At 68.3% G+C, this 26,200-nt stretch carries 23 protein-coding genes; 11 read left to right on the forward strand and 12 right to left on the reverse strand.

Annotated elements, in window-relative coordinates; genetic code table 11:
- Positions 1–5: 5 nt before the first annotated feature.
- On the forward strand, positions 6–359 hold the full coding sequence (locus ASC46_RS00410; protein WP_055457334.1) for a DUF6867 family protein: 354 nt from the start codon (positions 6–8) through the stop codon (positions 357–359).
- A gap of 117 nt (positions 360–476) precedes the next feature.
- Positions 477–1,604, forward strand: coding sequence for a branched-chain amino acid ABC transporter substrate-binding protein (locus tag ASC46_RS00415; RefSeq protein ID WP_055457335.1), 1,128 nt, complete (start codon positions 477–479; stop codon positions 1,602–1,604).
- A gap of 60 nt (positions 1,605–1,664) precedes the next feature.
- On the opposite strand, the gene ASC46_RS00420 is transcribed toward ASC46_RS00415, so the two are convergent.
- Entirely contained in the window at positions 1,665–2,135 is a 471-nt protein-coding gene (locus tag ASC46_RS00420) for a DUF1203 domain-containing protein (protein WP_055457336.1), read from the reverse strand.
- 91 nt (positions 2,136–2,226) lie between these two features.
- Positions 2,227–2,955: a cytochrome c biogenesis CcdA family protein gene (locus tag ASC46_RS00425; RefSeq protein ID WP_055457337.1), complete on the reverse strand. Its 729-nt coding sequence runs from the start codon at positions 2,953–2,955 to the stop codon at positions 2,227–2,229.
- Between the two features lie 96 nt (positions 2,956–3,051).
- On the opposite strand from ASC46_RS00425, the gene ASC46_RS00430 reads away from it, so the two are divergent.
- Positions 3,052–4,077, forward strand: coding sequence for a P1 family peptidase (locus ASC46_RS00430; protein ID WP_055457338.1), 1,026 nt, complete (start codon positions 3,052–3,054; stop codon positions 4,075–4,077).
- Here the strand turns inward: ASC46_RS00430 and ASC46_RS00435 are convergent.
- On the reverse strand, positions 4,050–5,297 hold the full coding sequence (locus ASC46_RS00435; RefSeq protein ID WP_055457339.1) for an FAD-dependent oxidoreductase: 1,248 nt from the start codon (positions 5,295–5,297) through the stop codon (positions 4,050–4,052). The two genes, ASC46_RS00430 and ASC46_RS00435, sit on opposite strands and share 28 nt — an antisense overlap.
- A 197-nt stretch (positions 5,298–5,494) precedes the next feature.
- Between ASC46_RS00435 and ASC46_RS00440 the strand changes: the two genes are divergently transcribed.
- On the forward strand, positions 5,495–6,463 hold the full coding sequence (locus tag ASC46_RS00440) for a hypothetical protein (RefSeq protein ID WP_063189131.1): 969 nt from the start codon (positions 5,495–5,497) through the stop codon (positions 6,461–6,463).
- A 5-nt stretch (positions 6,464–6,468) separates the two neighbouring features.
- Here the strand turns inward: ASC46_RS00440 and ASC46_RS00445 are convergent, their stop codons facing one another.
- A complete protein-coding gene (locus ASC46_RS00445) occupies positions 6,469–7,740 on the reverse strand; it encodes a glycosyltransferase (RefSeq protein WP_055457341.1) in 1,272 nt (423 codons plus the stop codon).
- Between the two features lie 223 nt (positions 7,741–7,963).
- On the opposite strand from ASC46_RS00445, the gene rpe reads away from it, so the two are divergent.
- From rpe to ASC46_RS00460, 3 genes are all read left to right on the forward strand, one after another.
- Positions 7,964–8,647 carry a ribulose-phosphate 3-epimerase gene (rpe, locus tag ASC46_RS00450; RefSeq protein WP_055457342.1) on the forward strand — a complete coding sequence of 228 codons (684 nt, stop codon included), beginning with the start codon at positions 7,964–7,966 and terminating at the stop codon, positions 8,645–8,647.
- A 28-nt stretch (positions 8,648–8,675) separates the two neighbouring features.
- Positions 8,676–9,983 (forward strand): adenylosuccinate lyase, encoded by a 1,308-nt coding sequence (gene purB, locus ASC46_RS00455; protein WP_055457343.1) that lies wholly within the window; start codon positions 8,676–8,678, stop codon positions 9,981–9,983.
- A 108-nt stretch (positions 9,984–10,091) separates the two neighbouring features.
- The gene (locus tag ASC46_RS00460; RefSeq protein ID WP_055457344.1) at positions 10,092–10,643 is read left to right on the forward strand and encodes an RBBP9/YdeN family alpha/beta hydrolase; all 552 of its coding nucleotides are present in this window, start codon (positions 10,092–10,094) and stop codon (positions 10,641–10,643) included.
- A gap of 131 nt (positions 10,644–10,774) precedes the next feature.
- Here the strand turns inward: ASC46_RS00460 and rpsD are convergent, their stop codons facing one another.
- From rpsD to ASC46_RS00475, 3 genes are all read right to left on the reverse strand, one after another.
- On the reverse strand, positions 10,775–11,392 hold the full coding sequence (gene rpsD, locus ASC46_RS00465) for a 30S ribosomal protein S4 (RefSeq protein ID WP_055457345.1): 618 nt from the start codon (positions 11,390–11,392) through the stop codon (positions 10,775–10,777).
- A 191-nt stretch (positions 11,393–11,583) separates the two neighbouring features.
- Complete coding sequence (gene murI, locus ASC46_RS00470; protein ID WP_055457346.1) at positions 11,584–12,453, reverse strand: glutamate racemase; 870 nt, start codon at positions 12,451–12,453, stop codon at positions 11,584–11,586.
- A 267-nt stretch (positions 12,454–12,720) separates the two neighbouring features.
- On the reverse strand, positions 12,721–13,509 hold the full coding sequence (locus ASC46_RS00475; protein WP_055457347.1) for an RNA methyltransferase: 789 nt from the start codon (positions 13,507–13,509) through the stop codon (positions 12,721–12,723).
- Between the two features lie 199 nt (positions 13,510–13,708).
- Here ASC46_RS00475 and ASC46_RS00480 point away from each other — a divergent pair, with 199 nt between their 5' ends.
- A complete protein-coding gene (locus ASC46_RS00480; protein ID WP_055457348.1) occupies positions 13,709–14,923 on the forward strand; it encodes an NADP-dependent isocitrate dehydrogenase in 1,215 nt (404 codons plus the stop codon).
- Positions 14,924–15,265: 342 nt separating this feature from the next.
- Complete coding sequence (locus tag ASC46_RS00485; RefSeq protein ID WP_055457874.1) at positions 15,266–15,739, forward strand: GFA family protein; 474 nt, start codon at positions 15,266–15,268, stop codon at positions 15,737–15,739.
- A 7-nt stretch (positions 15,740–15,746) separates the two neighbouring features.
- Here ASC46_RS00485 and alaS read toward each other — a convergent pair whose 3' ends face one another.
- The 3 genes from alaS to cckA all read right to left on the reverse strand — a co-directional run bounded on the left by alaS (position 15,747) and on the right by cckA (position 22,471).
- The gene (gene alaS / locus ASC46_RS00490) at positions 15,747–18,407 is read right to left on the reverse strand and encodes an alanine--tRNA ligase (protein WP_055457349.1); all 2,661 of its coding nucleotides are present in this window, start codon (positions 18,405–18,407) and stop codon (positions 15,747–15,749) included.
- 347 nt (positions 18,408–18,754) lie between these two features.
- On the reverse strand, positions 18,755–19,840 hold the full coding sequence (gene recA, locus ASC46_RS00495; protein WP_055457350.1) for a recombinase RecA: 1,086 nt from the start codon (positions 19,838–19,840) through the stop codon (positions 18,755–18,757).
- Between the two features lie 135 nt (positions 19,841–19,975).
- Entirely contained in the window at positions 19,976–22,471 is a 2,496-nt protein-coding gene (gene cckA, locus ASC46_RS00500; RefSeq protein ID WP_055457351.1) for a cell cycle histidine kinase CckA, read from the reverse strand.
- A 352-nt stretch (positions 22,472–22,823) separates the two neighbouring features.
- On the opposite strand from cckA, the gene ASC46_RS00505 reads away from it, so the two are divergent.
- Positions 22,824–24,341, forward strand: a complete 1,518-nt coding sequence (locus tag ASC46_RS00505; protein WP_055457352.1) for a hypothetical protein — start codon at positions 22,824–22,826, stop codon at positions 24,339–24,341.
- 77 nt (positions 24,342–24,418) lie between these two features.
- Here ASC46_RS00505 and ASC46_RS00510 read toward each other — a convergent pair whose 3' ends face one another.
- On the reverse strand, positions 24,419–25,060 hold the full coding sequence (locus ASC46_RS00510) for a glutathione S-transferase family protein (RefSeq protein WP_055457353.1): 642 nt from the start codon (positions 25,058–25,060) through the stop codon (positions 24,419–24,421).
- Between the two features lie 47 nt (positions 25,061–25,107).
- On the opposite strand from ASC46_RS00510, the gene ASC46_RS21820 reads away from it, so the two are divergent.
- The gene (locus ASC46_RS21820; RefSeq protein WP_280949160.1) at positions 25,108–25,575 is read left to right on the forward strand and encodes a winged helix-turn-helix transcriptional regulator; all 468 of its coding nucleotides are present in this window, start codon (positions 25,108–25,110) and stop codon (positions 25,573–25,575) included.
- 41 nt (positions 25,576–25,616) lie between these two features.
- Here the strand turns inward: ASC46_RS21820 and dksA are convergent, their stop codons facing one another.
- Complete coding sequence (gene dksA, locus ASC46_RS00520) at positions 25,617–26,036, reverse strand: RNA polymerase-binding protein DksA (RefSeq protein WP_026015273.1); 420 nt, start codon at positions 26,034–26,036, stop codon at positions 25,617–25,619.
- Positions 26,037–26,200: the final 164 nt, after the last annotated feature.

The following is a 26,200-nucleotide window of genomic DNA, read 5'->3' on the forward strand; positions in this document are numbered from 1 at the left end:
ACACGATGCAGGGCATCCTCTACGAAGAAAGCTCGTTCTTCCTCTTTCTGCTCGTCACCTGCATCATGGGCGGTTGGGCCGCCTGGATGACGGGGCGGGCGGTAGCGCTCATCTGGGCGCCGGTGTGGCAGGCGGTGCTTTACCTGCTCGCGCTCGCGTGGGGCGTGCGCTTCATCCATTTCGCCCTCTTCGGGGGCACGCTGCTGTCGCTCCACTATTACATCGTGGACGCAATCGTGCTCCTCGTCATCGGCCTCACCGGCTTCCGCTACACGCGCGCGCGGCAGATGACGACCCAATACCGCTGGCTCTACGAGCGTACGGGTCCCCTCACCTGGCGCGAGAAGGGCAGCGGCTGAGACACCACCGTTTGCGAGTGACTCTCGCCGCAAATGGCGCAAGATTGCGCCCAAGGCGAGAGGCTCGCCGACCGGAGCCCCGGGGGCGGGGCCCGACAAAAACCAGGGGAGTACCAGATGAAGAAAGTGCTGTTGACCGGGATTGCGCTCGGTCTTGGCCTCGCCTTCGCCAGCGCTGCCAACGCCCAGGTGAAGATCGCGGTCGGCGCTCCCATCACGGGGCCGAACGCAAGCTTCGGCACCCAGATGAAGAACGGCGTCGAGCAGGCGGCGGAGGATATCAACGCCGCCGGCGGCATCCTCGGGCAGAAGATCGTGGTCAGCGTGGGCGACGACGTCTCCGATCCCAAGCAGGGCGTATCCGTTGCCAACAAGCTCGCCAGCGACGGCGTGAAGTACGTTGTCGGCCACTTCAACTCGGGTGTATCGATCCCGGCCTCGGAGGTCTACGAGGAATCCGGCATCCTGCAGCTGACGCCGGCCTCCACCAATCCGCAGTTCACCGAGCGTGGGCTGTGGAACACCATCCGCATCTGCGGCCGCGACGACCAGCAAGGCCAGGTGGCGGGCGACTACCTGTCCAAGCACTATGCCGGCAAGAAGGTGGCCGTCATCCACGACAAGACGCCCTACGGCAAGGGCCTCGCCGATGAGACCATGAAGGCGATGAACGCCAAGGGTCTCAAGGAAGTCCTCTACGAAGGCGTCAACCCGGGCGAGAAGGACTATTCGGCCCTCGTCTCCAAGCTCAAGGCCGCGAATGTCGACGTCGTCTATTTCGGCGGCCTGCACACGGAAGCCGGCCTCATCATCCGGCAGATGCGCGACCAGGGCCTGCAGGCGCCGCTGATGTCGGGTGACGGCATCGTGTCGAGCGAGTTCGTCTCCATCGCCGGTCCCGGCGCCGAGGGCACGCTCATGACCTTCGCGCCCGATCCGCGCAAGAACCCGGCGGCCAAGGAGGTCGTCGAGCGCTTCCTGAAGAACAAGAACTACGATCCCGAGGCCTACACGCTCTACAGCTATGCGGCAGTCGAGATCATCAAGCAGGCGGCGGAAGAGGCGAAGTCCCTGGAGCCGAAGAAGGTGGCCGAGGTGATCCACTCCGGCAAGGTCTTCAAGACCGTGCTGGGCGACCTCTCCTTCGACAAGAAGGGTGACATCACCCGTCCGGACTACGTCATGTACGTCTGGAAGAAGGGCTCCGACGGCAAGATCGACTACGCCGGCAACGAGATCAACTGATCTCGCAGCACTGGAAGACAACGGGCCCGCCTTCCCCGAGGCGGGCCTTTCCTTTTGGCGTCAGCTGCGCTCGATGCGGCAGGCGAAGCAGCCGCGGGCCGCAAAATGCGCGTCGACGTGGGCGATATCCGGCCGGGCCAGGAAGCGGTAGATGTGGCTCTCGATCTCGACGCCCGGCACGACCCCGGCATCGACGATCATGCCCGCGGCGTCATAGGCGCGCAGCGAGATCAGCCGCGCCGGCAGGATCGGCGGCACCTCGTCCACGGCATCGTAAGCCTCCTCGGCCGCGCGGCGCACGAAGATGGGCCCCGACGCGCGGTAGGGCGACGTCTCCTCGGTGTGATGGGCGAAGGCGAGCAGCAGCACCTCCTCGCCCGGCTGCGCGTCCTGCAGGCTGACGCGGCACGGGCTGGTGCCGCATGCCGCGACGCGCCGCCGGAGGATGCCGCGACGCGCCAGCGCGGTATCATCCAGCTGGAACAAATGGTTGAAAAGGCGCGGATCGAGGCCGCGGATCCGATAGGCCATGGAACTGCTCCAAGTCGAGGAGCCTCCATCTTCGCCCCTGGATCGCGTCCAGCGACCCGTTTTACCCACCCGTTTCCTGCGGGGCCGTTGCTCAGCCGAGTGCCCCCAGCGCCGGGAATGTCTCCAGCAGCCAGAAGGACACGTCCGTCAGCGCGCCGGTGAGGAAGGCGATGCCGGTCAGCACGAGCAAACCGCCCATCACCTTCTCGACGAGGTGGAACTTCGAGCGCATGCCACGCAGGAGCGCAACGAACGGCTTCATGGCGAGCGCCGCGAGGAGGAAGGGAATGCCGAGCCCGGCCGAATAGGCGGCGAGCAGGAAGGCGCCGCGCCCGACGCTCTCCTCCGAGCCGGCGACGGCGAGGATCGCGGCGAGGATGGGACCGATGCACGGCGTCCAGCCGAAGGCAAAGGCGAGCCCCATGACGTAAGCGCCGCCGATGCCGGCCGGCTTGGCAACATCGAGCCGTGCCTCCCGGTAGAGGAAGGACAGGCGGAAGACGCCAAGGAAGTGCAGACCCATGACGATGATGGCGATGCCGGCCACGGTGCCGAGGACGTCGACATAGCGGCGCAGCAGCTGGCCGAAGACCGAGGCCGTCGCGCCCAGCATGACGAAGACCGTTGCGAAGCCGAGCACGAAGAAGAAGGCGGCGAACAGGGCCTTGCGGCTGACGCGCGGCTCCCGCCGCTCCGTCAGTTGGTCGAGCGTCGTGCCCGCGAGATAGCACAGGTAAGGCGGCACCAGTGGCAGCACGCAGGGGCTGAGAAAGCTGACGAGCCCGGCTAGAACCGCGGCGGAGGTAGAGACGTCGGTCATGGCGCTGCTCTTAGCCGCAGCGCCGGTCCGGCGAAAGGCGGTGAAATGCCGCCTCGCCCCCTTGTGATACGTCACCCTTCACGGCAACCATCGGGCATGAGCACCTCGCGCAATCTCATCACCGACGTTCCCGGCCTCCGCATCGGCAATGCCCACGATGCGGCGGCGGCGACGGGTGTCACGGTCGCCATTTTCGACAGGCCGGCGACGGCGAGTCTCGCCATCATGGGCGGCGCGCCGGGCACGCGCGAGAGCGCGCTGTTGGAGCCGGAGATGACGGTGGCGGCGGTGGACGCCATCGTCCTGTCCGGCGGGTCGGCCTACGGGCTCGATGCGGCCGGCGGCGTCATGCAGGCGCTTGCGGCACAGGGCCGCGGCTTCGCCATCCGGGACGTGCGCGTGCCGATCGTACCGCAGGCGATTCTCTTCGATCTCCTCAATGGCGCCGACAAGCCCTGGGCGCGCGGCGAGGGTGAGCCGCCCCATCGCGCCCTCGCCATGGCGGCTGTCGCTGCGTCCGGGGAAGATTTTCCGCTCGGGACGGTGGGGGCCGGCTATGGCGCGACGACGGTCAACCTGAAAGGCGGGCTGGGCTCGGCGAGCGCCGTCACCCGCACCGGCCACACCGTCGGCGCCGTCGTCGCCGTCAATGCCGTCGGCTCGGCGACCGTTGGCGACGGGCCGCACTTCTGGGCTGCGCCCTATGAGGAAGGCGGCGAATTCGGCAACTGCGGCCTGCCGGCGGTTTTCGACCGTCAGGCACTCGCTCCGCGCTACAAGGGCGGCCCGGGTCAAAACACGACGATAGCCCTTGTCGCCACCGACGCCGTCCTCGACAAGGCCATGGCCAAGCGCCTCGCCATGGTCGCCCACGACGGCATGGGCCGCGCCCTGCGCCCGGCCCATGCGCCGCTCGACGGGGACCTCGTCTTCGCCGCGGCGACGGGCCGCAAGCCGCTGCCGGAAGACGACATCTATGCCTTCGCCGATCTCGGCGCCGTCGCGGCCGATTGCCTTGCCCGCGCCATCGCCCGCGGCGTCTACGAGGCGACGGCGCTCCCCCTGCCCGGCGCCCTGCCGGCCTGGCGCGACCTCTATCGGCCGAAGCGCCCGACGGCATAGGGCGCGGGGTCGGTCAGCGGTGCCTCCCCGGTCATCATCTGCGCCAGGAGATGGCCGGTGACGGGGCCGAGCGTGAAGCCGTGGTGATTGTGGCCGAAGGCGAACCACAGCCCCTTATGGCGCGGTGCCTCGCCGATGACGGGGCGCATGTCCGGCAGGCACGGCCGCGCGCCGATCCACGGCTCGGGATCCACCCGCTCACCGAGGGGGAAGACGCGACGCGCCTCGGGCTCCACCTGGGCGAGCTGCACCGGGCTCGGCGCCGCGTCGCGGTCGGCGAACTCGGCCCCCGTGGTGAGGCGGATGCCGCGCGTCATCGGCACGATGAGGTAGCCGCCCGAGACATCGTAGAGCGGGTGGTTGAGCACCGCATTGCCCGCGGGCCGGTAGTGCATGTGGTAGCCGCGCTTGACCGCGAGCGGGATGCGGTACCCCAGGGGGCGGAAGATCTCGCCCGACCACGGGCCGAGCGCCACGACCACCTCGCGCGCCGTGACAGGCCCCTCTTCCGCTGCCACCGTCCAGCCGCTGCCGGAGGCGACGAGAGAACGGGCGTCGCCGCGCAGGAAGCGCCCGCCGCGCTTTTCGAAGAGCTCGGCATAGGCCCGCGTGACGGCGCCCGGGTCCGGCACGCTGGCGGGATCGAGCCAGTGCAGCCCGCCGGCGAAGTCGCCGGTGAGGTGCGGCTCCTTGGCGCGCAGCTCCGCGCCGCTGAGCACCTCGAGCTTGAGGCCGTAGAGCGCGGCGCTCGCCCGCGCCTCTTCCTCCGCCAGCTGGAATTCGGCCTTGTCGCGGAAGCCCTTGATCCAACCGATCCGCCGCAGCATCGGCAGGATGTCGGCTTCGCGCATCAGCGCCTCGTGCTCGGCGACGCAGCGCTCGATCAGCGGTAGCATCGCCCTGGCCGCGACAGCATGGCGCCGGGGCGAGGAGTGCCACCAGTATTGCGCCAGCCAGGGCGCCACCTTGGGCAGGAAGGCGAGATGGTAGTGCGCCTCCGCCGAGCGGTTGAGGCCATAGCGGATAAGCGAAGCAACGTCGCGCGGGAAGCCGTAGGGTACGACGCTGGCGCGCTCGATGAGCCCGGCATTGCCGTGGCTGGTCTCCTCCCCCGCCCCGCGCCTGTCGAGAAGCACGACCGACCGTCCGCGCGCCTGCAGATGCAACGCCGCCGAAACTCCGATGATACCCGCTCCGAGCACGACGACGTCCGTTTGCATGCATTTGACCTTCTTGCTGATGCCGAACCCAGGAGCGCATTCTGGGATGGCGGCCCGTCCCGGACAACGCCGGCGTCCGCATGGCGAAAGCACGACGCCTGCCATCGGCGCAAGAGGCCGGACGCTTCTTCATGAGGGATGCGGACCGGGAGCATATGAATAGCGGCCGGGGAAACACGGAAGGAAGGGCCAAGGACGTGCATACCATTCTCCTCAAGCCCCTGGCGCTCATCGGCCGCCAGGGCACCAAGGCCCTCGCCGCTTCCATCTTCATCGGCCTCGCGCTGCCTCAGTTCGCCAGCCTCGCCCGGCCGCTGATCGGCACCTGCGTCTTCTTCTTCCTGGTCTTCACCTTCCTGCGCGCCGATTTCGGCGCCATTCGCGCCCTCCTGCGGCAGCCGGGGCGCATCCTTCTCGCCTGGTTCTGGATCGTCGCCTCACTGCCGATCGCCCTCGGCGGCATCGTCCTCGCCCTCGGGCACGACCTCGTCGGCCCGGAACTCGCCCTCGGCCTTGCCCTGATGGCGGCTGCCCCGCCGATCCTCTCGGCGCCCGCCGTGGCGACGCTGCTCGGCTTCGATGCCTCCTTCCTCGTCACTGTCCTTGTCGCCAGCATGGTGACGACGCCGCTGACCGCACCCCTCGTGGCGGATGTGATCGCGGGGGCCGCCGTTCCGATCGATACGTCCGTCCTCGCCCTGCGCCTGGCCCTGCTGCTGGGCGGGGCTGCCGTGCTCGCCCAAGTGCTGCGCTGGCTCCTCGGCCTCGCGCGGATCGCGCGCGAGCGCGCCGCGCTCGACGGCCTCAACGTCGTCTTCTTCTTCATCTTCGCCGTCGGAGCCATGGACGGGGTGGCCGAGGCGATGGTCGCCAACCCGGTCACAGTCGTCACCGATGCGCTGATCGTCTTCGTGGTGGCCTTCGCCGGCATCGCGGCCGGCCTTCTCGTGCTGGCGGCACGCTTCGGCGCCCGCGAGGCCTTCGTCATCGGCTATGCCACTGGCCACCGCAACATGGGGCTTCTCGTCGCCGCCATGGCGGGCGCGGTGCCGGACGGCACCTGGCTCTATTTCGCCATGGCCCAGTTCCCCATCTACCTCATGCCGCTCGTGCTGGAGCCGCTCGCCCGCCGCATGCTGCGCACGCCCTTGCCCGCCCGGCGCTGAAGCGCTCAGACGATGGCCGCCTCCGGCATGCGCGCACTCTCACTGACAGAGGCACCGCCGTTCGGCCGCGGCCGTCCCCCGGCGGCGACCGCCTCAATCAGCCGGACGTAGCGGGCACACAGTTCGCGCCGGTCATAGCGCTCCAGCATGAGCGCACGTGCCCGGCGGCGGATATCTTCGAAACGCTCCGGCGCCGCGATGACCTCCAGCAGCCGCTCCGCAAGGCGCCGCGGCTCGAAGAAGGGCACGAGCAGCCCCGTCCGGCCATCGTCGACGACCTCCCGCACCGGCTCCGTATCCGAGCCGACGATGAGCGCGCCCGTCGCCATCGCCTCCATCATCGACCAGGAAAGCACGAAGGGCGCGGTGAGATAGACATGCGCCGCCGATACGCGCAGCACCTGCCGCAGCACGGCGAGCGGCTGGCGGCCGAGAAAGTGCAGGCGCCCAAGGTCGGGCCTGAAGGTCTCCAGCGCCCATTGCTTGTAGGAGGCCTTGTCCCTCGGACCGTAGGCGATGCGGTCCTCGCCGATGACGACCGCATGGACGCCGGCGTGCATCCTCTGGAGCAGCGACACCGCCTCGATGAACTGGGGAAAGCCGCGATAGGGCTCCATGCCCCGCGCGATATAGGTGACGAGCGGATCGCCGTGCCGGAAGACGTGACTGCCGACGGTGAAGGTCTCGCGCGCGTCGGGCGAGAAATAGTCGGTGTCGACTCCGTCGTGGAGAACCGACATCCGCCCATGGAAGACGCCGGGAAACTGCGACTTCTGATACTGTGTCGGCGATTGCCCCCAGTCCATCGCCGCAAGGTCCTGCAGGATGACGCTGTTCTTCATCCGGATGCGCAGCTCGACATTCGGATCCTTGGCCCTTCGATCGAAGAAAGAGGCATCGGAGCCGTAGGCGCGGTAGTACCACTCGAGATACGGCATGTAGCGCGCATCGGGCCACAGGTCCTTCAGGAAGAGCCCGTCGCCGAAGCCGCTATGGGCCAGCATCAGGTCCGGCCGCCAGCCCTTCGCCCGCGTCGGCGCGAGCGCCTTGTAGACCGCCTGGCCGCGGATGACGGCCTCTTCGGTGTAGCGCAGGGCGGGATGCACCTTCTCGCTGGCGCTCCGATGCGGCTCGTAGTCTATGCGCCGCACGGGTGACGGCTGGCGGTTGCCGGCCCGCGACACGGCGAGGATGTCGATGCCCTTCCGGCCCGCGAGATGCCTGATGATACGCGCATATTGTCCGGGAAAATTATTGTGTAAAAATAATAATCGCATTAATAAAATATCCGATATTCTTATTGAATGGCGAAACATGAACGTTCAATATTTAAGATCATGACGCCTGATGCCCATCGGCAGCCGGTTGCACGACGTGCATACAGTCGGGCGACCCGGGCGCAGCTTCCCTTGGCGCCCAGCCGTTGCCCCGCCCCGCCCTCCGTGCTAGGCGGCACGCGCGGGGCCTTCGCCCCTGCAGCATCTTCAAGCGGACGGTCCCATGCAGCGCGCCCTCGCCATCGCCCCCTCAATCCTCGCGGCCGATTTCGCCCGTTTCGGCGAGGAGGTGCGCGCCATCGACGCCGGCGGGGCCGACTGGGTGCATGTGGACGTGATGGACGGGCATTTCGTGCCCAACATCTCCTTCGGTCCCCAGGTGGTGCGCGCCATCCGCCCGCACACGAAGAAGGTGCTCGACGTGCACCTGATGATCGCGCCGGCCGACCCCTATCTCGCCGAATTCGCGGCCGCGGGCGCCGACATCATCACCGTCCACGCCGAGGCCGGGCCGCATCTGCACCGGTCGCTGCAGGCCATCCGCGCGCTCGGCAAGAAAGCCGGCGTGTCGCTCAATCCCGGCACACCCGAGAGCGCCATCGACTATGTGCTCGACCTCGTCGACCTCGTGCTCGTCATGAGCGTCAACCCCGGCTTCGGCGGGCAGGCCTTCATCCCCTCGGCGCTGGACAAGGTGGCACGCATCAAGGCGATGATCGGCGACCGGCCCATCGACCTCGAGGTCGATGGCGGCGTCACCGCCGACAACGCCGGCGCGCTGGCAAAGGCCGGGGCGAACGCCCTCGTCGCCGGCTCCGCCGTCTTCAAGGGCGGCGAGAGCGCCTATGCCGGCAACATCGCCGCCATCCGCAGCGCCGCCGAGCGGGCGCGCGGCGAGCTCGTCTGATTTTCAACCGTTCAGCCAGGAGGCGAGGATGATCCCGCGCTACAGCCGCCCCGAGATGACCGCCATCTGGTCGCCTGAGACGAAATTCCGCATCTGGTTCGAGATCGAGGCCCACGCGACGAGTGCCCTCGCCGAGCTCGGCGTCGTCCCGAAGGAGGCCGCCGCGATTGTCTGGGAGAAGGGCTCCAAGGCCGTCTTCGACGTGGCGCGCATCGACGAGATCGAGCGCGAGGTGAAGCACGACGTCATCGCCTTCCTGACGCATCTTGCCGAGATCGTCGGCCCCGAGGCGCGCTTCGTGCACCAGGGCATGACCTCGTCCGACGTGCTCGACACCTGCTTCAACGTGCAGCTGGTGCGCGCGACCGACCTCCTCCTCGCCGACATGGATGGGCTCCTCGCCGCCATCCGGCGCCGCGCCTTCGAGCACAAGATGACGCCGACCATCGGCCGCTCGCACGGCATCCATGCCGAGCCGGTGACCTTCGGCCTTAAGCTTGCCCAGGCCTATGCCGAATTCGACCGCTGCCGCGAACGCCTCGTCAATGCGCGCAGGGAGATCGCGACCTGCGCCATCTCCGGCGCCGTCGGCACCTTCGCCAATATCGACCCGCGCGTGGAAGAATACATCGCCGAAAAGCTCGGCCTCGCCGTCGAGCCCGTGTCGACCCAGGTCATCCCGCGTGACCGGCACGCCATGTATTTCGCCACCCTCGGCGTCGTCGCTTCCTCCATCGAGCGCCTGGCGACCGAGGTCCGCCATCTGCAGCGCAGCGAGGTCTACGAGGCGGAGGAATTCTTCTCCGAGGGGCAGAAGGGCTCCTCGGCCATGCCGCACAAGCGCAACCCGGTGCTCACCGAGAACCTCACCGGCCTCGCCCGCATGGTGCGCGCCTATGCCATGCCGGCCATGGAGAACGTGGCGCTGTGGCACGAGCGCGACATCTCCCACTCCTCCGTCGAGCGCATGATCGGCCCCGACGCCACGGTGACGCTGGACTTCGCGCTCGCGCGCCTCACCGGTGTCGTCGACAAGCTGCTCGTCTATCCCGAGAACATGCAGAAGAACCTCGACCGGCTCGGCGGCCTCGTCCATTCCCAGCGCGTGCTCTTGGCCCTTACCCAGAAGGGTGTCAGCCGCGAGGACGCCTACCGTCTCGTGCAGCGCAACGCCATGCCCGTGTGGCGCGGCGAGGGCGACTTCCTCTCGCTGCTCAAGGCCGACCCCGAGGTGAACAAGCACCTCTCCGACGCCGAGCTCGAGGAAAAGTTCGACCTCGGCTACCATCTCAAGCACGTCGACACCATCTTCCGCCGGGTGTTCGGAGAGGCGTGACCTCTCCACGCCGGCCATGGCCGGCCTTGCCTAAGGCTCCAAGGCACGGATGCCCGCGACAGGCGCGGGCATGGCGCCGGGCGAATATGGGACAGTAACGGAACCGCCATGCGCACGTCCGACTGCGACATCCTCATCGTGCCCGGCTGGTCCGGCTCGGGGCCGGACCACTGGCAGACCCGCTGGGAGGAGAAGCTCTCCACGGCCCGCCGGGTGGTGCAGGACGACTGGTACCGCATCGACCGGCCGGAGTGGGAAGCCCGCCTCGTCGCGGAGGTTGATGCCGCGCGACGCCCGGTCGTCCTCGTCGCGCACAGCGCCGGCGTGCCGCTGATCGCCCATGCGGCGCCGAACCTGCCCGACGGAAAGGTACGCGCGGCCTTCCTCGTGGCGACGCCGAGCGAGCGCGCCATCCGCGCCATTCCCGGCACGGACGCCGCCTTCACGCCCTTCCCGCGCGAGCCCCTGCCCTTCCCGTCCGTGCTCGTCGCCAGCCGCACGGATCAATACTGCCCCTATGACGAAGCCGCCGATCTCGCCCTCGCCTGGGGCTCGGCGCTGGTCGACGCCGGCGATGCCGGCCACCTCAATTCGGCCAGCGGCCACGGGCCCTGGCCGGAGGGGCTGATGCGTTTTGCGGGGATGCTGAAGCGGCTCTGAGCCGCTTCAGCCCAGCGCCCGGCACGAATTGGCGCGGCGCAGAGCCGGGAACCAGAAAATCGCCGGGCCAACCGCCAACAAAAAAGGCCGCATCGCTGCGGCCTTTTCGTCTCGATCGGTTCCGGAACCGGTCAGCGCGAGTAGAACTCGACGACCAGGTTCGGCTCCATCTGCACCGCATAGGGCACGTCCGACAGGGTCGGCACGCGCACGTAGGTGGCCTTCATCTTGGCGTGGTCGGCGTCGATGTAGTCCGGCACGTCACGCTCGCCGAGGGCCACCGCCTCGAGCACGATGGCGAGCTGCTTCGAGCTCTCCTTGACCTCGATGACGTCGCCCGGCTTGACGAGGTAGCTCGGAATGTTGACGCGACGGCCGTTCACGCGCACGTGGCCGTGGTTGACGAACTGGCGGGCGGCGAAGACCGTCGGCACGAACTTGGCGCGGTAGACGACGGCGTCCAGGCGGCGCTCGAGAAGGCCGATGAGGTTCTCGCCCGAGTCACCACGCAGGCGGATGGCCTCCTGGTAGTAGCGGCGGAACTGCTTCTCGGAAATGTTGCCGTAGTAGCCCTTGAGCTTCTGCTTGGCGCGCAGCTGGGTGCCGAAGTCCGACAGCTTGCCCTTGCGGCGCTGGCCGTGCTGGCCCGGGCCATATTCGCGGCGGTTCACGGGGCTCTTCGGGCGACCCCAGATGTTCTGGCCCATACGGCGATCGATCTTGTACTTCGCCGAAATTCTCTTTGACATCGCGTGTCCTCTAGAACGGAACAACAGTGAGGAACGCGCCCTCCTCTCCCTTGCGGGCGACAGGGCCGGACATTGCCGGTCCGCGGGTGCGCACGAAATACGAACGCGGGCCTTGCGAGCCCGCGAGCGATGGGGGTCCTTACGCGACAAGTAGGCGGTTTGTCAATCGGCTCAGCATCGCGCAGCGGCGTTCAGGCCATGGCGAAGGCGAGCGCCCCGGTGTCGATGCGCGTGAAGCCGCGCGCGGCGAGCGCCGCCTTCAGCGTGTCACCCGCGCCCGTGCCGGTGAAGACGGCGCGCGCCTCCTCCTCCCCCTCATGGCCGAGGAGCGGCGCGCCGATGAGCTCGACCATGCGCCGCGCGATCGCCGGGGCGGGGTCGAGGAAGCTGACCGGCCACGGCGCCAGCCTTTCGAGGCGCGGCAGCAGCAGCGGATAATGCGTGCAGGCGAGGACGACGGTGTCCGTCCGCCGCCCGTCCGCCGCCTCGCGGAAGCAGGGGGCGATCTCCGCCATGATCTCGGCATCGCTCGCGGGCGCGCCGGCCAGCTCCGCCTCCGCGATGGCCGCGAGCCGCGTCGAGCCGACGAGTTCCACCGCGCAGTCCCCGGCATAGGCCCGCACCAGGTCCTGCGTATAGTCCCGCGCCACGGTGCCCGGCGTCGCGAGCACGCTCACCATGCGGCTCGCCGACCGCGCCGCCGCCGGCTTTATGGCGGGCACCGTGCCGACGATGGGGATGGAAAAGCGCGCCCTCAGGTGCGGCAGCACGAGCGTCGAGGCCGTGTTGCAGGCGATGACCACGATCTCCGGCGCATGGGCGGCGACGAGTGCCTCCATCACGGCAAGGACGCGCATCACGAGCGCAGCCTCCGACAGCCGGCCATAGGGAAAGGCCGCATCATCCGCGGCATAGACGAAGCGCGCGTCCGGCCGCGCCTTGACGAGTTCGGCATAGACCGTCAGGCCGCCGAGGCCCGAATCGAAGACGAGGATGGTCGGCACGTGCGGCGGCATGACGGCGGGGTGATAGACCGTTCCGGCGAGAAGGTCGATACGCATGGCACTGCGGCTCGCTTGATCCGAACGGCAATGAAGCGGCCGGGCGGGTTAACGGAGGGTTGAGAACGCCCCTTCCGCCGTCATGCCCGCGCTTGTCGCGGGCATCCACGCCTTTGGGAAAGGGAAGGAGAAGGCCTGGATGGCTGCGGCAACGCGCATGCGCGCTGCGTTTCCTTGACGTGTTGCAAGTCAGGCGAGCCGATTGGCGGTGACGAGCCCGGCCATAACGCGGAATCGTTGACCTTCACTGCCCGACTATCCGTCAGATCACTTCTCTTCCTCCCCCGCCCGGCCCTTGCGCGGCAGGTTTCGCCCACCGCGTCGCCCCTGCACCAGAGCGACGACGGCGCCGCGCAGGGTGCGCACGTCCTGATCGGTCATCGTGAGCCGGTGGAAGATGTTGCGCAGGTTGCGCACCATGATCGAGCGCTTCTCCGGCGGCATGAAGAAGCCGGCCGCATCAAGCTCACCCTCTAGATAGTCGAAGAAGGACAGCACGGCCTCGCGCGTCGCCGGCACCGGCCGCTCGCCTACGGAGAAGGGCAGGCTCCCGCCGCTCGCCTTGAACCACTCGTAACCGACGAGCAGCACCGCCTGGGCGAGGTTGAGCGAGGCATGGGCCGGGTTGACCGGAAAGGTGATGATCGCGTCGGCGAGCGCGACGGCGTCATTGTCGAGCCCGGTGCGCTCGCGGCCGAAGAGCACGCCGACACCGGCGCCGGCGGCGGCATGTGCAACCGTTTCGGCCATGGCTCCGTCGGCGCCGAAGACGCGCTTCTGCTGCCCGCGCTCGCGCGCGGTGGTGGCGAAGACGACATTGAGATCGGCGATTGCCTCCTCCACGGAGCCGAACACCCGGGCAGCCGAAAGCACATGAAGCGCCCCAGCCGAAGCGGCCTCCGCCTTCTCGTTCGGCCAGCCGTCCCGCGGGTTGACGATGCGCATCTCGGCGAGCCCGAAATTCGCCATCGCCCGCGCGGCCATGCCGATGTTCTCGCCCAGCTGCGGCTCGACCAGGATGATGACGGGGCCGCGCGCGGCTGCACTCTCGGACATGAACTCGTTCTCCTTGACCCGGGGTTTTAGCCGCCGCGGCGCCTGCCGCAAGGGGCCGCGGGACGGGAGCGGCGCCACTGATGCGAAAGCCGGCCTTCAAACTGCAGCCGTTGCGATGTATCACGCAGGCGCCGGCGCGTGCATCGCACGGACGCGCGCCGAGGCCCCACTACGCTTCAACCCGTGCGAGGTGAGACACATGGGCAAGATCAAGGTTGCCAACCCGGTCGTCGAGCTCGACGGCGACGAGATGACCCGGATCATCTGGCAGTACATCAAGGACAAGCTGATCCACCCCTATCTCGACATCGACCTGAAATACTACGACCTCGGCGTCGAGCATCGCGACGCGACCAACGACCAGGTAACGATCGAGGCGGCCGAGGCCATCAAGAAGTACGGCGTCGGCGTCAAATGCGCCACGATCACGCCCGACGAGGCGCGCGTGAAGGAATTCGGCCTCAAGGAGATGTGGAAGTCGCCCAACGGCACCATCCGCAACATCCTCGGCGGCGTCATCTTCCGCGAGCCCATCATCTGCAAGAACGTGCCGCGCCTCGTGCCGGGCTGGACGCAGCCGATCATCGTCGGCCGCCACGCCTTCGGCGACCAGTACCGCGCCACGGACTTCAAGGTGCCCGGCAAGGGCCGCCTCACCATCAAGTTCGAGGGCGAGGACGGCTCGGTCATCGAGAAGGAGGTCTTCAAGTTCCCGGGCGCCGGCGTCGCCATGGCGATGTACAACCTGGACGAATCGATCCGCGACTTCGCCCGCGCCTCGATGAACTACGGTCTCGCCCGCAAATTCCCGGTCTACCTCTCCACCAAGAACACGATCCTCAAGGCCTATGACGGGCGCTTCAAAGACCTGTTCCAGGAGGTGTACGAGAACGAGTTCAAGGCCAAGTTCGACGCCGCCGGCATCCACTACGAGCACCGCCTCATCGACGACATGGTCGCCTCGGCGCTCAAGTGGTCGGGCGGCTATGTCTGGGCCTGCAAGAACTATGACGGCGACGTGCAGTCCGACACCGTGGCCCAGGGCTTCGGCTCGCTCGGCCTGATGACCTCGGTGCTGATGACGCCGGACGGCCAGACCGTCGAGGCCGAGGCCGCCCACGGCACGGTGACGCGCCACTACCGCGAGCACCAGAAGGGCAAGGAGACCTCGACCAACTCGATCGCCTCCATCTTCGCCTGGACGCGCGGCCTCGCCCACCGGGCCAAGCTCGACGACAACGCCGAGCTCAAGCGCTTCGCCGACACGCTCGAGAAGGTCTGCATCGACACGGTCGAATCGGGCTTCATGACGAAGGACCTCGCCCTCCTCGTCGGCGCCGACCAGAAGTGGCTGTCGACCACCGGCTTCCTCGACAAGATCGATGAGAACCTGAAGAAGGCGATGGCCGCCTGACCGCATCCGCCTTTTTCACATGCAATGACGCCCGGGCTCGCCGCCCGGGCGTTTTGCTTTGGACCACTGCCGAACCTTGGGGCCCGGACCCCTGTCTTTTCCGCGTCATGCCCCCGCTTGTCGCGAGCATCCACGCCGCGACACCCGCACCAGGTCGAAAGACGGCATGCGGGTAGGCCCGCTTCTGACGCACAGGCAGACTGTGTGTCAGGATGGCCCGATCGGGATGGCGGCGCTGCAGCCGGGATCACCGCCATCGATCACGCGATGGACGGGATCATCACGGCCGGTTTTCGGCTTCGGCTCAGCGATGGCACATTTGCACGACAGAAGGAGGAAGTGATGGCCGACGAACGCAGACATGTCGCGAGCGGTGGCTGCCAGTGCGGCGCCGTGCGCTACGCCGTCTATGGCGAACCATTCGGGCCCAGCATCTGCTGGTGCCGCATGTGCCAGAAGGCGACCGGCGGCCTATTCGGCGCCTTCGTCGCCGTGAACGACGACGACCTCGTCTGGACGCGCGGCGAGCCGTCGCGCTTCCGGTCTTCCGAGGCTGCCGAGCGCGGCTTCTGCTCCGCCTGTGGCACGCCCCTCTTCTACCGCTACCGTGGCGGCCATCACTATGCGATGACCGCCGGCAGCTTCGACGAGCCGACGCGCTGGCCGCCCGAGCGGCAGCTCGTGCCCGAGAACCGCCCAGCCTTCGCGGCCGAGCTGGTGCGGCTGGAAGAAGTGCCGACGAACTCCTGGCAGAACGACCCTGAGGCCTTCGCCTCGCGCCAGCACCCGGACCGCGACACCGAGCGCTGGCCGTAGAGCGCGTTCAGGCTCCGGCCACCATCGTCTCGATCGCCGCGAGCGCGTCGGCCGCCTTGGTGCCGTCCGGCCCGCCGGCCTGGGCGAGATCGCGCCGGCCCCCGCCGCCCTTGCCGCCGAGCCGCTCGGAGGCGGCACGCACGAGAGCCACCGAATCGAAGCGCTGCGTGAGATCCTCCGTCACGCCGACGACGACGCCGGCCTTGCCTTCGTCATCGACGCTGACAATCGCGACGATGCCGGAGCCGACGCGCTTCTTGCCCTCGTCCGCGAGCGCCTTGAGGTCCTTCATGGCGACGCCCGAGACCGAGCGCGCGAAGAGCTTCACGCCGGCCACCTCCTTGACGGCAGCGGCATCTCCGTCGCCCGAGCCGCCGCCCATGGCGAGCTTGCGGCGTGTCTCGGCAAGGTCCCGCTCGAGCTTGCGGCGCTCCTCGACGAGAGCCTCGAGCCGCGCCGCGGCCTCCGCCGGAGGCACCTTGAGGATGGCCGCAAGATCGCGCAGGCGCCGGCTCTCCGCCGCGAGGTGGCGGCGGGCCGCCTCGCCGGTCATCGCCTCGATGCGCCGCACGCCGGCAGCCACCGCGCCCTCCGAGACGACCGTGACGAGACCAATGTCACCGGTCCGCGCCGCGTGGGTACCTCCGCAAAGCTCGATGGAGAAGGTCTTGCCACCCTCCTCCGGCCGCGTGCCCATGGAGACGACCCGCACCTCGTCACCGTATTTCTCACCGAAGAGTGCCCGCGCGCCCGAGGCGATCGCCTCGTCGACGGCCATCAGATGCGTCACCACCGGCTCGTTCTGCAGAACGACCCGGTTGGCGATGGCTTCGATCGCCTCCAGCTCCTCCTCGGCAATGGGCTTCGGGTGGCTGAAGTCGAACCTGAGGCGATCGGGCGCGACGAGCGAGCCCTTCTGCGCCACGTGGTCGCCCAGCACCTCGCGCAGGGCCTCGTGCAGGAGGTGGGTCGCGGAATGGTTGGCACGGATCGCGCTGCGCCGGCTGTGGTCGACGGCGAGCTCGACCGCCTGCCCCACCGCGAGCGTGCCGGCCTCGACCTTCGCCGCATGCACGAAGAGATCGCCGAGCTTCTTCTGCGTGTCGCGCACCACGACCGACGCGCCGGGAGCGCGGATGACACCGCTGTCGCCCACCTGGCCGCCGGATTCCCCATAGAACGGGGTCTGGTTGAGGATGACGAAACCTTCTTCGCCCGCCCCGAGATTCGCGACCTCGGCACCGTTGCGCACGATGGCAACGACCACGCCCTCCGCCGTCTCGGTGTCGTAGCCGAGAAACTCGGTGGCGCCGACCTTCTCGCGCAGCCCGAACCACACCGCCTCGGTGGCCGCTTCGCCGGAGCCGGCCCATGAGGCGCGCGCGAGCTCACGCTGGCGCTCCATCGCCTTGGAAAAGCCGTCCGTGTCGACGCCGATGCCGCGCGCCCGCAGCGCGTCCTGCGTCAGGTCGAGCGGGAAGCCGTAGGTGTCGTAAAGCGTGAAGGCCGTCTCGCCGGGCAGCTTCGCGCCGGCCGTGAGCCCGCGCGTCTCCTCGTCGAGGATGGCGAGGCCCCGCGCCAAGGTCTTGCGGAAGCGCGTCTCCTCGAGCTTCAGCGTCTCGGTGATGAGCGCCTCGGCCCGCACGAGCTCGGGATAGGCCTGCCCCATCTCGCGCACCAGGGCCGGCACGAGCCGCCACATCAGCGGTTCGCGCACGCCGAGCAACTGGGCATGGCGCATGGCGCGCCGCATGATGCGGCGCAGGACGTAGCCGCGCCCTTCGTTGGAGGGCAGCACGCCGTCGGCGACGAGGAAGGCCGAAGCGCGCAGGTGGTCGGCGATGACGCGATGACTCGCCTTCTGTGCCCCGTCGGGATCGACGCCGGTCGCGTTCGCCACGGCCATGATGAGCGCGCGCATCAGGTCCGTGGCATAGTTGTCGTGCGTGCCCTGCAGCACGGCAGAGAAGCGCTCCAGCCCCATGCCAGTATCGATCGACGGGCGCGGCAGCGCGATGCGCTCGCCGGGCGCGAGCTGCTCGTACTGCATGAAGACGAGATTCCAGATCTCGATGAAGCGGTCGCCGTCTTCGTCCGGGCTGCCGGGCGGACCGCCCGGAATGTGGTCGCCGTGGTCGTAGAAGATTTCCGAGCACGGGCCGCATGGACCCGTGTCGCCCATCTGCCAGAAATTGTCCGAGGTCGGAATGCGGATGATCTTGGATTCGGGTAGGCCAGCGATCTTGCGCCATAGGCCGAAGGCTTCGTCGTCCTCGGCGAAGACCGTGACGAGGAGCTTGTCGACCGGCAGGCCGAACTCCTTCGTCACGAGGTTCCAGGCGAGTTCGATCGCGCGATCCTTGAAATAGTCGCCGAACGAGAAATTGCCGAGCATCTCGAAGAAGGTGTGGTGCCGCGCCGTATAGCCGACATTGTCGAGGTCGTTGTGCTTGCCGCCGGCGCGCACGCATTTCTGCGAGGTCGTGGCGCGCGCATAGGGCCGCTTCTCCGAGCCGGTGAAGACGTTCTTGAACTGCACCATGCCGGCGTTGGTGAACATCAACGTCGGGTCGTTGCGCGGCACCAGCGGGCTCGACGGCACGATCTCGTGGCCATTCTTTGCGAAATAGTCGAGAAACGTTGTTCTGATCTCGTTGACGCCGCTCATAGAGCCCACACTTCGTTCGATATGCGGCGCATGGCCGCCGGTTCCGGCTCGCCCGTTCCCGCGGTTGCGGGGGTCCGGCCGAGCCCCTCCCTCACCCGTTCAGCCGGATGCGGGAACAGGAGCCGCAGCCGGAAAATGGGAACTCAGCGCTGTTTTCTAGAGAGGGGCCAACCTCTTGTCGAGAGGATGAATCCGTTGCGGCAGAGGAAGTCGGCCCGGCCAGGGGCGGTTCCGCGGGCCCCAGGATGGCAAGGCTGCCCATGAAGACAGGCCGCCAGACAGGACCACATGGAAACGGGGCCGCGCGGGCCCCGTCTTCATTCGACCTTGCGATGGCCGCCTCCGGCTCAGGCCTCGCCCTCGTCGAGATCATCGGCCGTCGGGTCGACATGCTCGAGGATACGCTCGGCGAGGAGGCCGGCATTCTGCCGGATGGCCGCCTCGATGCGCGCCGACACGTCGGGATTGTCGCGCAGGAACTGCTTGGCGTTTTCGCGTCCCTGACCAAGGCGCTGGCTGTCGTAGGAGAACCAGGAACCGGACTTCTCCACGATGCCCGCCTTGACGCCGAGGTCGATGAGCTCACCCATCTTCGACACGCCCTCGCCGTACATGATGTCGAACTCGACCTGCTTGAACGGCGGCGCCACCTTGTTCTTCACCACCTTCACGCGCGTCGTGTTGCCGATCACCTCGTCGCGGTCCTTGATGGAGCCGACGCGGCGGATGTCGAGGCGCACCGAGGCATAGAACTTGAGCGCATTGCCGCCGGTCGTCGTCTCCGGGCTGCCGTACATCACGCCGATCTTCATGCGGATCTGGTTGATGAAGATCACCATGCAGTTCGAGCGCGAGATCGATGCCGTGAGCTTGCGCAGTGCCTGGCTCATGAGCCGCGCCTGCATGCCGGGCTGCATATCGCCCATCTCGCCCTCGATCTCGGCCCGCGGCGTGAGCGCGGCCACCGAATCGACCACCAGCACGTCGATGGCGCCGGAGCGCACCAGCGTGTCGGCGATCTCGAGCGCCTGCTCGCCCGTGTCTGGCTGGGAGATGAGCAGGTCGTCGAGCTTGACGCCCAGCTTGCGGGCATAGACGGGGTCGAGCGCATGTTCGGCGTCGATGAAGCCGCAGACGCCGCCCTTCTTCTGCGCCTCGGCGACGGTATGTAGGGCGAGCGTCGTCTTGCCCGACGATTCCGGCCCGTAGATCTCGATCACCCGGCCGCGCGGCAGGCCGCCGACGCCGAGGGCGATATCGAGCCCGAGCGAGCCGGTCGAGACCGTCTCGATCTCGATCGCCTTGTCGTTCTGCCCGAGACGCATGATCGAGCCTTTGCCGAAGGCGCGCTCGATCTGTGACAGCGCGGCATCGAGGGCTTTCGCCTTGTCCATGGAACTACCTTCTACGAGTCGCAATGTGGGCTGAGACATGAATGCTCGTCCTTATGCACGGGAAGCGAAGGATTCTCAATGCGCGCCGCAGTCAATGTACCTGTTTTGTTCCCGTTCACAAAGTTCTTTTTTTGTTCGCACCGCGCGCGCCGGGCTCCCGGCCCGGCGACGCCGTCATTTCAGCTGCGTCTTGACCGCCTCGACGAGCTGCTTGAGGCTGAAGGGTTTCGGCAGGAAGGTGAACTGCTCGCCCTCGGGCAGGTTCTTCTTGAAGGCGTCCTCCGCATAGCCCGACACGAAGATGATCTTGAGGCTCGGAAAGCGCTCGCGCAGCGCACGCAGCAGGGTCGGCCCGTCCATCTCTGGCATCACCACGTCCGAGACGACGAGGTCGACCGGCTGGTCGAGTCCCTCGACGATGGCCATCGCCTCCGTGCCGGAGCTTGCCTCGAGCACGGTGTAGCCGCGCGACGTGAGCGCGCGGGCGCCGAAGGCGCGCACCGCCTCCTCGTCCTCGACGAGCAGGATCGTGCCGCGGCCCGTGAGATCGGCCGCGAGCGTCTTCGCTGCCCCAGCCTTGGGCGCCGCCTCCTGCTCCGCGGGCACATGCCGCGGCAGGAAGATGCGGAAGGTGGTGCCTGCGCCAACCGTGCTGTCGCAGAAGATGAAACCGCCGGTCTGCTTGACGATTCCATAGACGGTGGAGAGGCCAAGGCCGGTCCCCTTGCCGACATCCTTGGTCGTGAAGAAGGGCTCGAAGATCTTGTCGAGCACATGCGGCGGGATGCCGGTGCCCGTATCGGACACCTCGACCAGGACATAGTCGGCCTCGGGCACCGCCTTGTAGCCGTACGCCGCCACCTCCTGCGCCGGCACGTTCTGCGTGCGGATCGACAGCTTGCCGCCGTCCGGCATGGCATCGCGCGCGTTGACGGCGAGGTTGACGATCACCTGTTCGAACTGGTTGACGTCGGCCTTGGTCAGCCACATGTCGCGCCCGTGGCGCAGTTCGAGCTCGATGCGCTCACCGATGAGGCGCTTCAGCAGCAGCGACAGATCGGACAGGCTGTCGGAAAGCTGGATGACCTGCGGACGCAGGGTCTGCCGCCGCGAGAAGGCGAGCAGCTGCCGCACCAGGCTCGCCGCCCGGTTGGCATTCTGCTTGATCTGCATGATGTCCTGGAAGGACGGGTCCGTCGGCCGGTGGTTGGCGAGCAGCAGGTCCGAATAGCCAATGATGGCCTGCAGCACGTTGTTGAAGTCGTGCGCGACGCCGCCGGCGAGCTGGCCCACCGCCTGCATCTTCTGGGCCTGGGCGAACTGCGCCTCGAGCGCCCGCTGCTCCGTCGTCTCGAGCGCGTAGACGATGGCGGCCTCGCCGTCGCCCTCCGCATCCGCCACGCCGCTGACGTAGATGCGGGCCGAGCGGTCCTCGGCGCCCCGGATGGCAACGTCGAGCGGCACGATGTCGCCGCGCCCCTCCCCCGCCGCGGCGAGGGCATTGCCCAGCGCATCCTCATCCCGCTCAGCCACGACGCCGGTGATGGTGCGCTCGCCGGGCGCGCCGAACAGGCGGGCAAAGGCGGCATTGCTGCGCAAGATCTCGCCGCGCCGGCCAACGGCGGCGATCGCCACGGGCGTGTCGTTGAAGAAACGGGCGAAGCGCACTTCGGCGGCGCGCTGGCCCTCGGCCACGTCCTCGCCCGGCGAGCGGTTGAGCACGAGCGTGCGCGAGGCGCCGGGCCGCCCGTCGGCCCCAAAGGCGACGCGGTGGAAGAGCCGCACGGGCAGCGACTGGCCGCCACGCCGGCGCAGGTCGACGTCGATGATCTCCGTGCGCACCTCGCCGGGGCCGCCGGTGACGGCGCCGATCAGGGCCGCCGCGTTCGGCGGCACGACGTCGGCCACGCTGAGGCCGCCGGAGCCAACCTGCGCGAGGTCGTGGTCGAGCCAGCCGGCGAGCGTCGCGTTCATGTAGACGATCTCGCCCGCCGGATCGATGGACAGGAACCCGGCCGGCGCGTGGTCGAGATAGTCGATGGCATGCTGCAGCTCCTGGAAGACGTTTTCCTGGCGCTCACGCTCGCGCGTCACGTCGGCGATGGTCCAGAGCGCGGCCTTGCGCCCGCCGGGGCGGGCGAGCGGGCGCACGCGCACACGGTACCAGGCGGCCTCCGCCCCGTTCAGCGCCGGCGCGAGGCGGATCTCCTCGCCGGCCGCCCGCCCCTCGCGCACCGCCTGCGACAGGCGGTAGATCGCCTCCGACACCTCCGGCGCGCCGGTGAACAGCCGCTCGACCGTGCGCACCTCCGCCGCCGTGCGGCAGCCGCTCAGGGTGAGGAAGGCGCCGTTGGCATAGATCACGCGCCCGTCGCCCTCGACGACGATGAGGCCCTCGGTCGCGGTGTCGGCCATCAGCTTGGTAAGATCGTTGCGCGCGACACGGCCGGCGAACTGCAGGACACCGACGGCAAGGCCGAAGAGGCAGAAGATGCCGGCGACCGCGAGGATCGCCAGGAAGGCGACGATGAAGATCTGTGCCTTCTCGTCCGACAGGAGGCTCAACGACAGCACGGCGGCGACGAGGAGCCCGGCGAGCAGCAGCAGCAGCCCGGCATGGCCGGACCGTTCCGAGCGGTCGAGCGTGGTCGCGGCGGTCGTCTCGCTCATGCCTTTCGGCCTCTCCTCAGGCGATTGATGCATGACTAATGACAGATTCTCGCGCCTGTCCCGAGACCCAATTGCCGCAAGACATGGATGATCCACGCCGCAGGCATCTGCCTTCTGGCACACCGAGGCGAGCGGCGCGCCATGGCCAGCTCCTGTCCGCTCCCCGCGGGGCGGAAAAAATTGCCGCCCTTATGGTAAACGAACCGTAAATGCCGTTGAAATGGCGTATTTCTGAGGCCATTGGCGCTGTTCCGGCATTAACCTTTGCGGCAAAGCGCTTTACGCTGCGCGCCATGTGGGATACTGCCGGAGGGGTCCGGTGGTGGAATGACTTGGGAAACATGCCACGCGCATGTTGTTCGGCATGGAAATCTCGAACGCAGGCCAATATCTCATCGCTTTCGCGATCATCTTCGGCGTGGTGGCGCTGGTGGCGCTCGCCGTTCGGCGGGCCACCGCCGGGCGCAGTCGCGTCGCTGGCTCCTCCTCTCCGCGTGCCCGCCAGCCGCGGCTCGGCATCGTCGACGTCTTCGATCTCGACCGCCAGCGCCAGCTCGTTCTCGTCCGGCGCGACAATGTCGAGCACCTCGTGATGATCGGCGGGCCGACGGACGTGCTGATCGAGGGCAGCATCATCCGCGGCGCGGCGCGCGCGGGTGCGCCGCTGCCAGGCTTCGAGGCGACGGTCGCGCCCGTCATTCCCGGCCTGGAGCCGCAGCCGTCCCTGCGCCCGGCCGCGGTCGAGCCGCGCGACAGTTTCGACGACGATGAACGCGACGAGCCCCGCCAGCCGGCCCACGTTTCGCCTGTTCAGACCCCGGGACCTGCGCCGGCCGCACCGACGGCTCCCGTGATGCCGGTACCCCCGCCTTTCCCGCCGGCGCCTGCCGCGCAGTCCGCCAGACCCGTTCCGCCCCCGATGGCCCCGGCACCGACGACTGCAGCCAGCGCCGGCGCGCCCGCCGCCGCGCGCAGCGAGCCCCCTGCAGAACCGGTCGGGGAGGCTCCTCCTGCACCGGCCAAGCCCGCCGAGGACAAGGCTCTATCCTCGATGGCCCGTCAACTCGAGGAGGCTCTGAAACGTCCCTTCTCGGCTGCCCGGCCATCGAGCACCGCCACGGCCCAGCCTGCAACACCAACGCCGCCCCCGGCAGCGCCGCGTCCGGCCGTGCGGGAAGCCGCCGGGCCGCCCCGGCCGCAGGCCCCCGCGACCTCCCAGCAGGCCCCCGCGACCTCCCAGCAGGCGCCCGCTCCCGACCTTTCCGCCCAACTCGCCGAAGAGCTGGCACGGGAACTGACGAAAGCGGTGCCACCGGCCCGGCCGGAGACCCCAGCCGTTCCGCCCGCGAACACCTTCGGTCCGCGCCCGGCAGCACCGGCTGCAGCGCCGCCGGCTGCACCGCGCGTCGCCCCGGCCCCGACATCGACCGGCGGACCGGCCAGCGGCGGCATAGCGGCTTCCGCCCGACCGGCCAACGCCTGGTCGATGCGTCGTGAGGACAGGCCCGCCGGCAGCGCACCGCCACCGGCCGCTGCCAAGGCGCCGGGCACGCCGCAGACCTCATCGCAGGTGCCCGTCATGTCTGCGCCCGGCCCGGCCCGTCCGATCTCGCCACCGCCCGAGCCGCCCCGCCAGGAGCCTCCCAGGCCCCCCGAGGCGCGGCCGGACGGGGCGGCTCTTCCCGTGACGAATCCCGGCGAGCCTCTGCCACAGGCGCCGGCGAAGAGCGCCGCGCCGCTCGCGGTGACGCCGGCGGAGCGGCCTGCGCCAAAGCCGGACAGCGACAGGCCCGATCCGTTCTCGGTGGAGAGTATCGAGGCGGAGTTCGCCCGTCTGCTCGGCCGCGGCGAGCCGGCGAAGGACAAGTAGACGGCGCTTATAAGGCGGAATGCGGAACGGCCCGGACGGAAACCCGGGCCGTTTCTTTCCTGCCGGTCCTGCCGCCGTCAGGCGGCGTCGAGCAGCGCCTGGCCCGCCTGTTCTCGGGCGAGGACGCGCTGGACGGACGGCCGCGCCTGCATGCGGGCATGATGGGCGGAGTAGTTCGCGTAGGGCGTCATGTCGAAGCCCATGTAGGTCTTCGCCCAGTGGAAGAAGGGATAGAGATAGGCGTCGACAACCGAGAAGTCGCCGAGCGCCCAGTCGCGGCCCGCGAGCCGGCCGTCGACATCCGCGAGGTTGCCGGCAAGGCGGGTGCGTGCCTTCTCCTTGAGGGCGGCCTGCACCTCTTCCCCGTCGATGAAGCGCTGGGGCGCGAAGAGCGGCCCGTAGCTGCCGTGCAGCTCGCTCGTCAGGAAGCCGAGCCACGACAGCGCCTGCGCGCGGGCAAAGCCGTCGCGCGACAGGAGCCCCTTCTCCGGGGCAAGATCGGCGAGGTAGGTGAGGATCGCGACATTCTCCGTCACGATGCCCTCGGCGGTGCTCAGGGCCGGCACCTTGCCGCGCGGATTGATGGCGAGGTAGGCGGGCTCGTATTGCTGGCCCTTGCGCAGCGAGACCGGTCGCGCCTCGAACGGCTGGCCGATTTCCTCGAGGACGATATGGGCCGCGATGGAACAGGCGCCGGGCGCATAGTGAAGGGTGATCATCGGGTTCCTCCAGTTGGGGAAGCCGGTATGGCCCTGCTGATTTCGATATGCAAGAAGGCAGCTTTTCGTGCTATACATACCAGATGGATACTATCGGCCATCGCGGCGCCAGTGCCGCCTTCCTGCGCGAAGATCTCGGCCCCTGCACCTGCCATCGTCGCATCCGCAGCACGCTCGATGTCATCGCCAACAAATGGGCGGTGCCGGTGTTCGTGGAACTGGTGCGGGCGAAGGGCGAGCCGCTGCGCTTCACGCAGCTCGCCCGCGCCATTCCAGGCATCACGCAGAAGGAATTGACGAAACAGCTGCGCGAGATGGAGGCCGCCGGCCTTGTCCTGCGCAAGGTCTATCCGGTCGTGCCGCCCAAGGTGGAGTACACGCTGACGCAACTCGGCTGGTCGCTCGATCCCGTGCTCGACGCGCTCGCCCGCTGGGCGGCGACCTACGGCAATGTTGTCGCCGACAACCAGGCACGCTTCATGGAGCGCAGAAAGGCGGACGGCGCGGCCCCCTGACAGCCCGCGCCGCCGTCGCGATAACAACGCTGCAATGACCGTCAGTCGTCGCGGTAGACGCGCTCGTTGCGCTCGTGCCGCTCCTGCGCCTCGAGCGACAAGGTGGCGATTGGCCGCGCTTCCAGACGCCGCAGGGAGATGGGCTCACCCGTCTCCTCGCAATAGCCGTAGGTGCCGTCCTCGATGCGCTGCAGCGCCGCGTCGATCTTGGCGATCAGCTTGCGCTGCCGGTCGCGCGCCCGAAGCTCGATGGCGCGATCCGTCTCGGACGAGGCACGGTCGGCAATGTCGGGGTGGTTCTCACTCTCGTTCTGCAATGCCGCCAGCGTCTCGCGGCTCTCTCGTAGAATCTCGTCCTTCCAGGCATTGAGCTTCCGGCGGAAATAGTCCCGCTGCCGCTCGTTCATGAAAGGCTCGTCTTCAGATGGCCGGTAGCCTTCCTCGAGTTCGATTTCAGGCATGCGTGGCTTCTGCTCTCATCCCATGACCAGCCCGAGGCATTCCCCGGAGTGGCGCCTATATAGCGGTCCGCACCAGCCCCGACAACGCGGTTTGACACTCTCCTTTTGTCGAACTTTTGCGACTTGGCCCGCTTTTCGAGATGACACCATGCGGAGGGCCTGCC

Source organism: Chelatococcus sambhunathii, from assembly GCF_001418005.1.
Lineage (GTDB): Bacteria > Pseudomonadota > Alphaproteobacteria > Rhizobiales > Beijerinckiaceae > Chelatococcus_A > Chelatococcus_A sambhunathii.